Source organism: Pseudomonas sp. AC193 (assembly GCF_979258075.1).
This window is the reverse complement of the sequence record NZ_OZ409832.1, coordinates 5,490,423-5,503,479: the sequence shown is the minus strand read 5'-3', so window position 1 is coordinate 5,503,479 and position 13,057 is coordinate 5,490,423. Positions and strand designations below refer to the sequence as shown.

Sequence of the window (13,057 nt, the reverse complement as noted above, 5' to 3'; positions counted from 1 at the left end):
GGGGTTTACGCAGGAGGCAACACAGCTTCCTCGACTCTTGGAGTATTGAACATGAGCCCCCCGGTCACGCTGTCCTTCGAAAACTCTACACCTCTGCTCGACAAAAGCAGACTGGTGAACCTGACCAGTCACGGCCCCACGCTGGGCGATGTCGCCGCGCAAATGCTCAGTGAAGCATTGCGCTCGCTGTACCCCGATCTGGCTCTCGATCCGGATGCATGCATGATCGGCACGCCGCAATGGCACGAGGAAAACGATCTGGTTGTCGCTGGCCTCACTCGATTCGAATCACTGAGCCATACGCTGGTTCGCCTGAATCTATACAACGCCTCGGCCAATTTCATTACCGCTGAACATTTCCTCACCCTGGAACCGGATGCCCTCACTCCGCGGCATCTGGCTGTCGACATTGAGGAGATCGGCCGCCTGCTCAACGACTACTCACCGTTATTGTTCGTCGAGTATCAGGAACGCCAATTGAATTTCTGGAATAGCGAGAAACGCAGTCTGCCGCGCTGGCAAGAGCTCGCGGATACCTTGCGCAAAGCCCTGGATGTCAACGAGGTACAGGGCTGGAGCGTTCAAGAGTGTGCCTTGGCCAGACTGATCTTCACCTCTGCGGACAAGAATGCCCGGCCAATGCAACAAGGCGGGTTCAGCAGGATTCAGGCCGGCCTGATCGATATCGATACGCTGGAAAACACCAAAGAGACTCACTTGCTGCTCGGTGGTGCTTTGGTCATATGTGCGCAGCTTGAGCAACGCGAACTGGTGTTGATGTACACCATTGAGAGTGGCTACGAATCTTTCGCGTCGATGGACGAACTCGGAGCCTCGCTGCCTTCACGTATTTCGGAACAACTGGATGGGCGCCCGATGCAGTGGCGGCTATTCGAGCCTGAAGGGAATATTTTTGACCATATGGCCTGGGCGCTGATTGCCTCGCAACTCGACTCCATTGCCGCGATTGGAGACAGCTCGAGCCAGTCAGCTCCGGCCACTTTAACCGCGCCGGTGGTGCCTGCGGAGGAGCAGGTGCAGCTCGACAAACTTGAATCGTCGATCCCTGACTGGCTGCACAACGCCTCGGCCGACGATTTGGCCGCCTACAGCAAATACATCACCGAGCTGGGCAAGCTCTACCGCGACCCGGCGTTCAAGCAAAGCAAGGATTTGATTGAGCCCATCGATCGCTTTGCCCAACGGCTGATGTGCGAAGCGCTCATCCATGACAAACACGCCGAAGGTGCTGCAATCCTGCCGCTGGATGAGTTGGAAATTACCATCACCAACAGCTTTACCGCCGGCGATCTGACACTGCCTGATTTGCTTGATACCTATACGCGAACCCTGGGCGAATATGCTTTGGAAAACACGCCACCCTACAGGGCCAGCTTGCGATTCAAAACCGGTGAAATCGTCCCGGCCTGGTTGACGGTGGAGCTACTGACAAGTCTGGCCCAAAAAGTCGATATCGGTAGCGTTTATCCGCAACTGATCAAGCGCAGACTGCTTGACGATTCGCAGGAATCGAAGCGCCACGCCACGCTGTATCGTCAACAATTGCCTTTGTTGCTGCCATTGGCGGCACTCGAAAGCAAAGTCCGGTCGCAGAACGGCCTCGATGAAACCGGTTACGGCTACATTCGCCAAGTCGCGGGCGAACGCTCTGCCTCTTCGCACCAGATTTCGATCTGTCCGCTCACGCTGATCCCGCAGCATCGTCTGCTCAGCAGTACGGACACAGTCACCAATATGTTCATCATCGGAGCACGTGATCCCGATAGCGGGCCTTGCATCCTCTATCGACCGCTGTTCGAGCCTGCTTTGTTGCAGTTCCCTTCCCGGCAGAATCTGCTGTATGCCCTGCATCAACCGGGAGAGCTCAGGGATTCCGTGCTGGCATGGCTGGCGGATCGCAATTTGAGTTTCGAATATGCTCAATACGTGTTCCCGGTGGGTTTACCTTCGCCTTGGCTGGTTATTCAGCAATTGTCCGACCCGACCCTGCACATGAACGGGCTTGGCCATGTCGATTTTGGCATTGATGAGCTCAAAGGCGACCTCTTCCAGACACTGTTCGAGAGCAACGCCAAAGCCCTCGTGGAACTGGCGGATCGTCAATCCATGTCCAACGCTGAACAGCGCTGGTTACTGCTGCGGGAATGCAGCTGGACACTGTTCAATGTCACTTCGAACTTCCTCAGTGGCGCACTCGGCGCCGCCGTATGGGTGTGGCAAAGCATCGAGGAAATTCAGCAAGCACTCGACGCCCATGAGCGCGGGGATCGGCTCGGTGAGTGGAGTTCACTGGGCGATATTTTGCTGACGCTGGGGATAATCCTTACCCATCACGCTACTCGGCACCGCCAAAGGGTTACGGGGGAGTTGAAGCCTCAAAAGCACATGGCTGAATATCTGCCTAAAACCGAAATCGTTCCGGTTAGCTCGCGCTTTGAGAAGCAGCCCTTACTCGATGAACTACCGAGCCAGCATTGTTCCTCGGTCGAGATTGGCGGATCGGTACCTCGACGAAATCCGCCGGAGTTGGGACGTTATCTCGACGGGCTCAAGGTCAAGGCGCCAGACCTGAGCCATGAGGACTTGACCCGCCTCAATGAACACCCTCCCTACCTCTATCAACTGGAGGACAAGAGTTACGCGCAAGTTCGCGAACGCTGGTTCGAGGTTCGCCTGGATATCAACGGACAAGTCACGATCTGCGACCCTCACGACTCAACCCGTAGCGGCCCGCTGCTAACGGGTCTGAAAGGTCTGTGGTACATCGACACGCGCCTGCGCTTGCGTGGTGGCGGACGCAAAAGCCGGATTCAGCAGGTCAGGCATGCCAATGAACTTCGCAAACAGGAACTGGAAAGCGAATTGCGAGCGTTCAAGGAGCGCGAAAAAACCCTCAAGACCGAACTGATGGCTGCATTCGATGAGAAGTTCAAGGCCACCGAGGAAACTCTCGAAGCCACTTCTCATGCATACGCGTTAAAACTCGAAGAAGCGATTGGTGAATACCAGAAAGCTTTGGAACATATTCGCGATTGGCGTACCAAAGGAGGCTCGGTCGGTTACGTCTACGACACGGTACGCCTGACCACCGAGCTGCATAAAAATATTGATCAGTGGTACCTCATGAAGGTACACGCCTACATCAGGATCACTGAGCCGCTGCGAAACGGCCGCCCCCAGGATCCTCCGACACTGCACCGGGATTATGTTGCGACCATCACTCAGGCCATCGAACTCGGGCAGCAGTTGGGGGATAAACTGAGCCTTGCCGAGACTTCGCTGGAGCACCTGAAACCTCTAGGCAAAGCAGGCGTTACCAATGCGGCGAAACTGCGAGCCTTGCTGCCTCAGTCCACCGCTCTGGACTTCAAAGCCAACGAGATTGGCATGTCTCATGAGCCCTGCATGGTAGAAACCAACGAGCCCTCAATGAATCAGGCGCGTTACCAGGTGGGCCGCATTATTACTGACGCGGCTGATGCCGCTCAGGATCTGACAGCGCTGATCAAGACGAAAACAGCGACGCTCGAAACGGCGGACACTCTGGAACAAATAAGCCGATTCGTCGATACCTTCAACTATGCCGACCAGCGTTTGCAGGAGGTAGTCGAAAATTACCCGCAACACGTCAATCGCCCCCGAGTGATGCACCTGCGGACACTGATCGAAGAGTTTCGCCAACTGGCCCAGGCCAGGATCGATTCCCTGTTGCTGAATGATCCCACGTTGAGGCAACAGGAAGCGGCCACGTCCGAACAACCCGGCCCTTCACGCGCAATGGTGAAAGTTTACAAAACCCGCCCGCGCGAATCAGCGCCCGACAAGCCAGAGAAAAGCACTGCAGATCCGATTAACAAGATCGTGCCCGACTCACGCCCGGCATTGAGCCCGGCTCGCAGCGATATCGATATCATCAGCGACGCACTGGAACTCAATCTCGACTGCTCCAACTTCCTCAAAAATTCCCGCAAAGACTCTCAACGTCCTTCACGCATCCCCGCCGATATGCAAGAGATCCACGAACAGTACGCGCGGAAACTGGAGCAAAGCGCAACAGACGTCGAACAAGCCCTGAGCAACTTGCGTGCGGCAAAAAAAAGCTTTCCCCCTATTGCCAGTCTGAGTACCGAAATGCGTGAAGCGGCCACGCGGGTCAGGCGCGAAGGCGTGGACATCCGCGCGAGCATGTACAAACTGCGCAAACCGACTCAAACCGACTTCAAATGGATGCACGAGAATGCTCAACTCAGCCTCGCTCGCGACGAGCGTGGACGTATCCCGACGAAACAGTTCGGCGATTATTTTCAGGAGTTCCGGATTCTCGACAAGGCAAACAACGACCAACCCCTGTGGGTCGCGCACTTTCACTACAAAACCCTGAAAACCCCGGCGGATCAACCGACCACCGCCCACCTGAAAGTCGCCGACAGTTACCTTGCGACCCTTACACCGGATCAGCAAAAAACCTTGAACGCTTTCGAGCCGATCGATGGCGTGTTGCGCAAGTTGAGCGATCCAGACCTGCGCAAATTGTTTCTTGATCTGCCCATACCGGAGAAACCAGTGGCCGGTGCTTCCGGGAAAAACTGATTTCAGTCGCACCAGGCTTTCTTCAATCGCCCGAGCGCAGCGTTGATCGCTGCCTCGGGCACGGCGGCAAAACCCAGCACCAGGCCGGCGCGTTGATCCACCGGCAAGGTTGAATCCGGCAGCCAATAACTGCTTAAACCGTTGATCTCGACATCGGCGCTGGCGGCCAGACCGATCAACTGTTGCTCGCGGGCCAGTGTGTCCACGGGAATGGTCAAATGCAGACCGGCCGCCACACTCGGCAGGCTGCCGACGCCGGGAATATCGCTCGGCCAACCGGCCAACAAGGTATTGCGCCGGTTCAACGCTGCACGGCGCATCCGCCGAATGTGTCGCTGAAAATGCCCGGCCGCCATGAACTCCGCCATCACCGTTTGCGTGCTCACTTCCGAGTGGCGTACGTCCACCGCGCGGCGCTGGGAAAAGGCGTCCACCAGCGCTGGCGGCAACACCAGATAACCCAAACGCAACGCCGGAAACGCGACCTTGCCGAAGGTGCCGACGTACAACACCCGCCCCTGCCGATCGAGCGCGGCCAATGGCGCCAGCGGTGCGCCGGTGTAACGGTACTCGCCGTCGTAATCGTCCTCGACGATCCAGCCTTGCGTGCGCTCGGCCCAGGCCAATAACTCCAGACGTCGCGCCAGACTCATCACCACGCCGGTCGGGTATTGATGAGACGGCGTCACATAGGCGACGCGACAATCCGTTGCCGCTGCCAATGCCGCGCAATCAATGCCCTCCTCGTCCACCGCAATCCCACGCAATCGCGCACCCGCAACGGCGAACGCGTGACCAGCGGCGCGATACCCCGGATTTTCGATTCCGACGCCATCGCCCGGCTCCACCAGCAACTGTGCACAAAGGCTAATGCCCTGCTGCGCGCCACTGGTGATCACAATTTGCTCAGCGCTGCACTGCATGCCGCGCGAACTGCGCAGATAGGCGGCGATCATCGCGCGCAAACGCGCATCACCGGCCGGGTCGCCGTAACACAGTTGCTGCAAATCCGGCTTGCGCCAGAAAGCCGCGTTCAGCTTGGCCCAGACCTCAAAAGGGAAAAGATCGAAGGCCGGCACACCGACACGAAAAGCACGCGGTGAACCACTCGGCGGCTTGGCCAAATGGTTGTTTTCGATGCGTGAAAAAGTATCGCTGTGGATAACTTTACTGGATGGAACCACAGGTAAATCCAGCCAATTTGTGGATAAGGCTGTGGATAAGCCTGTTGGCAACCCTGTGGATACTTTTGTGGATAGTTTTTTCGCCGAGGGCGGTGGTGCCGCCAATTGCGCGACGTAAGTGCCGTCGCCGACTCGCCCTTCGATAAACCCTTCGGCATACAACTGATCGTAGGCACGCACCACGCTGTTCCGCGAAATCGCCAACGCCGCCGCCAGATCGCGGCTGGCCGGCAGGCGCGTGCCACTGGCCAAGCGCCCATCGAGTACGCGCAAACGCAGCGCCTGATAGAGCTGGCGGCTCAAGCCCTGTCGGCGATCAAGCTCGATACCGGCGGGATTGAAGGGCATGGACAGCGTTGACGAATCAGGCATGGTAATGGACCTATGAAATTGGTCATCAATGGCTCTTACAACAGACCAATAGCCTGCCTAGGATGCAGGCATTCGCCAAGGAAAATCTGTCCATGTACACGCCGCGCGCCTTTGCCATCGAAGAACTCTCTCAACTGCACGAACTGATCCTCGCCCCCCGCCTCGCCATTTTGGTGACCCACGGCGAAACCGGTCTGCAAGCCAGCCATGTGCCGGTGCTGCTGCATTGTGAACAAGGCGAGTACGGCACGCTGTACGGGCACCTGGCCCGCGCCAATCCACAATGGAAAGACCTGCGTGACGGCGCCGAAGCCATGCTGATTTTTGCCGGCCCCGACGCCTACGTCAGCCCGGGTTTTTACCCGAGCAAAGCCGAACACGGCAAAGTCGTGCCGACCTGGAATTACATCGCCGTGCACGCCTACGGCCATGCCGAAACCTTTAGCGACGGCGGGCGTCTGCTCGACATCGTCAGCACCCTCACCGACCGTCATGAAGCCGGCCGCGCCCAGCCGTGGTCAGTTGCCGATGCGCCCGCTGACTACATCGACGGCATGCTCAAGGCGATTGTCGGTTTCGCCATTCCCATCGACCGTCTCGAGGGCAAGCGCAAGCTCAGTCAGAACCGCAGCGCCGAAGACATTGCCGGCGTGCGTGAAGGCCTGGCCGCCAGCCCCGAAATCAACGATCAAACTCTCGCCCAATTGATGCGCTAAGGAAATCACCATGAATCAGATCGACATTCGCCAGGTCAGCGCCGCCGACCGCGCCGCGTGGCTGCCGTTGTGGCAGGCCTACCTGCGTTTCTACAACACCGAACTGCCGGACGCCGTCACCGACAGCACATGGCAGCGCTTTCTCGATCCGAGCGAACCGACTCATGCAGCATTGGCCTGGGCCGATGGCAAAGCGGTCGGCATGGTGCATTACATCTATCATCGCTCGAACTGGAGCATCGAAAATTCCTGCTACCTGCAGGATTTGCTGGTGACCGAGGAAACACGCGGCACCGGCGTCGGCCGCCTGCTGATCGAACACGTTTACGCCACCGCCAAGGCTGACGGTTGCTGCAAAGTGCACTGGCTGACCCACGAATCCAACGCCACCGCGATCCAGCTCTACGAGCGCATCGCCGAGCGCCCGGGCTTCATCCAGTTTCGCAAAGCCATTTAAGGAGAGGCACCCATGATCATTTCACCGGCTGACTGGAAAGGCGTCCCCGCCCCTACCGCCACATTGCTTGAAGGGCGTTTTATTCGCCTCGAACGCCTCGACCCGGCGCGCCATGGCGAACAACTGTTCGCCGCCCTCGAAGGCCCCGGCGCCGACCCGAAACTCTGGGATTATTTGCCCTACGGCCCGTTCCCGGAACGCAGCGTTTTCGACGCTTGGCTGAACAACCATGCCGCCGCCAGCGACCCGTATTTCTTCGCGGTCATCGACCGTGCGAACAACCAGGTGCAAGGCATCCTCAGCCTGATGTCGATCGTCCCGGCGCAGGGCCGCATCGAGATCGGCCACGTCACCTTCGGCGCGCCGATGCAGCGCTCGCCGAAAAGCACCGAGGCGGTATACCTGCTGGCCAAACATTCCTTTGACCTCGGCTACCGCCGCCTCGAATGGAAATGCAACAACGGCAACGCCCGCTCCAAATACGCCGCCGAACGTCTGGGCTTCAGCTTCGAAGGCGTGTTCCGCCAGCACATGGTGGTCAAAGGCCAGAACCGCGACACCGCGTGGTACTCGATTGTGGATTCGGAATGGCCGGCGATTAGCACAGGGTTCGAGCGCTGGCTGAGCGATGAAAACCAGACGCCGGATGGACAGGTGAAAGGCTTGGTTGAGTGCCGTAGCTGAGGCGCAAAGCAAAAGATCGTCCGAACGCGGCCCGAGCCTGCGGCAGCTCCTACATTGATCCGTGTAGGAGCTGCCGCAGGCTGCGATCTTTTGATCTTTAACCCACGTCCCTACGGATGCGCACCACGCCCATTTTCAAACCAAACGGACGAAACACAGCATTCAACGACTTCAATGTCTGATTGCCCTCGCCGTGCTCGATATGCACCAACGTACGAACCGAGATTTTGCACATCTTCGCAAACTGGGCTTGATGCAGACCGGTCACTTCCACGCGCAAACGGCGAACGGCTTCGCTGATTTCCATTGTCCCTTGGGCCAGTGCCTCTTGAATGCTTTCGATGAGCACCGTGCGCTCCGCAACCGTCATGCTCATTTCAAATCCCACTCTTTCAAGCGTTGCTCCAGATTTTTCAGGTGGATGCCAGGATGGTTCATCGTTCTGTCCGGTAAACCGCTGGCTGTCAAAATGTCGGGGAGCGCGGCAAGGCGTTGTGCATCTTCGCGCAAGCGTTCGAAAGGAGCCAAAGCATCCGATAACCCTGCCAAAGGGTCATTCGGATCAGCGATATCAGCCAATGCGCGGCAAACGCCCCGCCAATCGACATCTCCCGCCCTCTCCAGATCTTTCGGCCATTTGGTTGTCCGGGTCACACCCTCGTCATCCATAACCATGGGGGCCAAGTCATAGATCGGCGCCAGACGAAACGAGTTTTCCTGCCGGATGATCGCGGTGTTGCGACCATGGTTATCCGAGTTGCCAAGGATTTTGTTGATCAGATCCCGACGTAAGTAGTCCGACACAAGCGCCGGGATCTGGGTGGCCTGCCCCGCTTTGCGCCAAAGCCCGGCAAGCATGCGGATCACGTCCAGATGGTTCATCGCACTTCCCGGCGTTGTCACCTCGGCCAGCGAGTAAATCGACTCGACAGCAAAACGCCTTACCTCACCGTTCGATACTTCGCGATCAAAGCGATGCATCCACAAACTTGGCTTATTGGCTTCTTCCAATGCCAAGCCTTCTGCCGCGACCGTATCGATGCCGAGTGTCTGAAGCGCCTTGTAGTAATGGAATTCACTTCGAAGGATGTCTTGATCGGTTTGACCGCCTCTGTTTCTGGCAAATTTCACGAACCAATGCTGCTTGGCATCTTCGTCGGCCAACACTGCGTCGGGGAACAAGAGCCCTTCCCTGTTCTCGGTCAACAATAGCTTCGGTGCTTCACCACCCGCCCCGGTAGCGCCACCAATCGCCGCGCCAAGTTCGTAGGCGTACTCAAGAAAACGGCTGTCATGGTGGATGACATCCTCACGCTTGAATCCGATTGGCTGACGCTCATCGACAGCCTCGGCCGACTCTTTTATCCGCATGTTGCCGATGGGGGCAGGCGTACTCCGACCCAGCAGATATAAATCGGCACTGATGTCCGCTGGCTTGTCTTGTCCAAGACGTGCAAGCAGAAACCGCTTTGCCGCTCCTGCGGGGGCAATGTCGTGTACAAATGCAGGAGTTTTCGAACGCCGGCCTTCCCAATCCAACGGGTACAGCGCACTCACGGCTTTGGAAAATGGTGAATTTATAGCTTCAATGTTGTCGGCCAGGTACGGAGTTTCGTAGCCAAAACTACAGCGACTTTCGAAGCCTTTTTCAGGGTCATCGAAACTCAAAACCATGGCGTCCTGCCATTTTCCGGCCGTGAAAATCTGTAATGTCAGGTTGTACATGCGTTTCCACCTGCATTTAAATGCACTTCAGCAAAGATCATTTCGACAATAGATGCACTATAGTGCATTTCATGAAGATAAAGAGTGCTTAAATCTGCAACAAAATGCAGATTTTTCTCAATCAACTTAGTCAGATTGCAAAACAATGCAGATCACCCACCGACATCATTCTGTAAAAACCCTTCGCTATACAGGACGGCCCGCTTATAACAAAAAGGCCTTCCGCCCATGTCCTTCCCGCCGCAGCGTCTCTCTTTCGCCATCACCCTGCTGATCTCCGCCACGGCGGCACACGGCAAAACCATTCAGATCGACACCGCCACCACCGCCGCGCAAACCTTGGGCGGGAATGACACGTTGACCATTTCAGCGCCGGGCAGCATCACCAATAGCGGCAAGACCGTCAGCCTGAAAGACAAGACCAGCGGCACCGGTGTGGTGATCGATAACGCCGGCAAAATCATCTCCACCGGTGGCCGCGCGATTGATAGCAGCGGCGACGAAAGCAAGGCCCGCGACTACGCGATCTATAACCGCAGCGGCGGGCAGATTCTTGGTGCCAACGACGCTTTGCGCATCGACAGCAACTTCGTCAGCGGCAGTCTGTTGATCGACAACAGTGGCGTGATTCGCTCCAGCACCGGCCAAGGTCTGGATCTCGATGCGCTGCGCAGCGACGGGGTGAAAACCACCATCATCAATCGCGCGGGCGGGCTGATTCGTGGCGACGCCAGCGACGGCATGAAGACCGGCGCCAACGCCACGATCACTAACTACGGCGAGATTTCTACCGGCGATTCGCACAACGCCGACGAGAAATTCGACGGCATCGATATCGACTCGGCTGGCGGCGTCAGCGTGACCAACTACGGGGTGATTTCCGGTGGTCGTCACGGCATCACCACCGACCTCGGCGCGACACTGGTCAACTACGGCGAGATCACCGGGCGCAACGGCTCCGGGTTCGGTTCCGACGGTGACGGCACGGTGATCAACCACGGCACCATCACTGGCGCTTACTCCGGATTGCAAGCGAACGGTGACGGCGACGGCGTGGACATCGACAACATCGCCCACATCGAAAACTACGGCACCATTCAAGGCGTCGGCGCGGGCGGCGTGGACAAGGGTGGTTTCGCCAACGGCAGCGAAGGGATCGCGCTGGGCGGCGGCTATATTCTCAACGCAAAAAACGCACTGATCAGCGGCGCCGACAGCGCGATTCTGGTCGACGACGGCAGCGGCAATTCAGGGCTGGCAGCGACCACGCTGGAGAACTTCGGCACCATTCAGGGCCTTAACGGTTTCGGCGTGAAATTCGTCGGCGAGTTCGATGACAACGTGGTCAACGGCGGCACCATCAGCGGCAGCAATGGCCTGGCGCTGGATCTCGGTGGCGGCAACGACAGCCTGACCTTGCGCAACGGCAGCCGCTTTGGCGGCGTGGTCGATGGCGGCAGCGGTGATGACCAAGTGATGATGGACGACGCCGCGGGCGGCAGCTTCGGCGACAGTCGCAACTTCGAATGGCTGGATGTGAAACAAGGCGCATGGACGCTGACCGGCAACGGTGATTTCAGCGAGGGCGGCGCGGTGCGCAATGGCGCGACGTTGATCAACCAGGGCAGCATCGCTGGCGACCTGACCGTCGATGCGGGCGGTGTGTATGCCGGCGGCGGTTCGGTGGGCAGTCTCGACGTCAACGGTACCTTGCGCACCGACACCAGCCTCGGTCGCACAACCGTCATGCATGATTTGAATATGGGCAGCGGCTCGACCCTCGCCTATGGTGTCAACGCCGACGGCAGCAGCGCCCCGGTGCAAGTCGGCGGCACCGCCAACCTTAACGGCGCGACGCTGGCGGTCAATCCCGGCCCCGGCACGTATCCGTGGCAAAGCCAGTACACCGTGTTGCAGGCCGGGCAAGTCAATGGCACCTTCGGCAGCGTCACCAGCGACTACGCGTTCCTGACGCCGACCCTCGCCTACACGCCGACGCAGGTTGATCTGAGTTACAACCGCAACGACGTGGCGTTCAACGAGTTCGCTACCACTGGCAATGGCCGCAACGCCGCCAACAGCATCGCTTCGATGGGCAGCAACAACGCGTTGTACAACGCGCTGCTCAACACCTCGCAAAGCACGGCGGGCGCCGCAATCGAACAACTCGCCGGTTCAAGCAACGCCAACCTGACCAGCGCCACCCTCGCCGCCAGCAGTCAGGTCGGCAACAGCATGCTCTCGGCGATGCAACAAATCGGCGGCAGCCCGGGCCTGGCTGTCGGCCTCGATCAGCGCGATACACCGGTGCTGGCGGCGAACGGCGTGCCTTCCGAGGCGCGCAATCTGAATGACCCGAACGCCCGTGGCCGTCTGTGGCTGCAAGGCATCGGCGGCTACGGCAAGCTCGACGGCGAACATGGCAGCAGCGGTCTGGAACAACGCACCAAGGGCAGCGTGCTCGGCGCCGACTGGTCGTTGAATCCGGCGTGGCGCGTGGGTGTGCTCGGCGGTTATTCGAAAACCGATCTCGACGCCAGCGGTGTCGATGGCAACGTCGAGAGCTGGCACGCCGGCGTTTATGCGCTGCATCAGAACGGCCCGATTTCAGTGCGTCTCGGCGCGGCGTACAGCGGCCATCAGGGGGACAGCAAACGCACCGTCGCCTTCAACGGTTTCAGCGATCGCCCAAAAGGCGATTACGACGCCGACAGTCAGCAAGCCTTCGCCGAACTCGGCTACGCCATGGGCAGCGGTCGACTCAACGCCGAACCCTTCGCCAGCCTCGGCTACCAGCGCTACCACCGCGATAGTTATCAGGAAAAGGGTGGTGCCGCCGCGCTGCAAGTCGACAGCGAAACCCAGGACAACTTCAGCAGCACCTTCGGCTTGCGTCTGGCCCACCTGAATACGTTGGATAACGGTATGAGCTTGACGCCGCGCATGACGGCCGGTTGGAAACATACCTATGGCGATGTGAGCGATTCGACACGTCAGGCCTTCGTCACCGGTGGCACCGCGTTCAGTGTCGATGGCAGCTCGCTGGATCGTGACAGCCTGGTGTTGGAAGCGGGTCTGGATGTCGGCATCTCGGCGCGGCATACGCTGGGTGTCGGTTACAGCGGCGAGATCGGCAGCAACAGCCGCAATCACGGGCTGATCGGGCAATGGCAGATGAGTTTCTGAGATTGCCAGCGGGTTACATCCGTAAACATTGTAGGAAAACACGTCGCAATGGCTGGGTAAAACCGACCGTTTCCTCAGCCTCGGCGATTTTCCACAAAGGAAACTGAAGGAAGCTGCAAGCC

General features: G+C 58.4%; 8 protein-coding genes. 5 read left to right on the top strand and 3 right to left on the bottom strand.

Annotated elements, in window-relative coordinates:
- Positions 1 to 114: 114 nt before the first annotated feature.
- Entirely contained in the window at positions 115 to 4,611 is a 4,497-nt protein-coding gene (locus ACZZ0D_RS24660) for a dermonecrotic toxin domain-containing protein (RefSeq protein ID WP_463554516.1), read from the top strand.
- Positions 4,612 to 4,613: 2 nt separating this feature from the next.
- On the opposite strand, the gene pdxR is transcribed toward ACZZ0D_RS24660, so the two are convergent.
- Positions 4,614 to 6,167: a MocR-like pyridoxine biosynthesis transcription factor PdxR gene (pdxR, locus tag ACZZ0D_RS24655; protein ID WP_463554515.1), complete on the bottom strand. Its 1,554-nt coding sequence runs from the start codon at positions 6,165 to 6,167 to the stop codon at positions 4,614 to 4,616.
- A gap of 92 nt (positions 6,168 to 6,259) precedes the next feature.
- Here pdxR and ACZZ0D_RS24650 point away from each other — a divergent pair, with 92 nt between their 5' ends.
- From ACZZ0D_RS24650 to ACZZ0D_RS24640, 3 genes are read left to right on the top strand one after another with little or no spacing between them, the layout of a single operon-like run.
- Positions 6,260 to 6,883, top strand: coding sequence for an FMN-binding negative transcriptional regulator (locus tag ACZZ0D_RS24650; RefSeq protein ID WP_463554514.1), 624 nt, complete (start codon positions 6,260 to 6,262; stop codon positions 6,881 to 6,883).
- Positions 6,884 to 6,893: 10 nt separating this feature from the next.
- On the top strand, positions 6,894 to 7,340 hold the full coding sequence (locus tag ACZZ0D_RS24645) for an N-acetyltransferase family protein (RefSeq protein WP_463554513.1): 447 nt from the start codon (positions 6,894 to 6,896) through the stop codon (positions 7,338 to 7,340).
- A 12-nt stretch (positions 7,341 to 7,352) separates the two neighbouring features.
- Positions 7,353 to 8,024 carry a GNAT family N-acetyltransferase gene (locus ACZZ0D_RS24640; RefSeq protein WP_463554512.1) on the top strand — a complete coding sequence of 224 codons (672 nt, stop codon included), beginning with the start codon at positions 7,353 to 7,355 and terminating at the stop codon, positions 8,022 to 8,024.
- A gap of 97 nt (positions 8,025 to 8,121) precedes the next feature.
- Here the strand turns inward: ACZZ0D_RS24640 and ACZZ0D_RS24635 are convergent, their stop codons facing one another.
- Positions 8,122 to 8,400, bottom strand: coding sequence for a helix-turn-helix domain-containing protein (locus ACZZ0D_RS24635; RefSeq protein ID WP_463554511.1), 279 nt, complete (start codon positions 8,398 to 8,400; stop codon positions 8,122 to 8,124).
- A complete protein-coding gene (locus tag ACZZ0D_RS24630; RefSeq protein ID WP_463554510.1) occupies positions 8,397 to 9,749 on the bottom strand; it encodes a type II toxin-antitoxin system HipA family toxin in 1,353 nt (450 codons plus the stop codon). The genes ACZZ0D_RS24635 and ACZZ0D_RS24630 overlap by 4 nt, the downstream gene beginning before the upstream one ends.
- Before the next feature lie 228 nt (positions 9,750 to 9,977).
- Between ACZZ0D_RS24630 and ACZZ0D_RS24625 the strand changes: the two genes are divergently transcribed.
- Positions 9,978 to 12,935 (top strand): autotransporter outer membrane beta-barrel domain-containing protein, encoded by a 2,958-nt coding sequence (locus ACZZ0D_RS24625; RefSeq protein ID WP_463554509.1) that lies wholly within the window; start codon positions 9,978 to 9,980, stop codon positions 12,933 to 12,935.
- Positions 12,936 to 13,057: the final 122 nt, after the last annotated feature.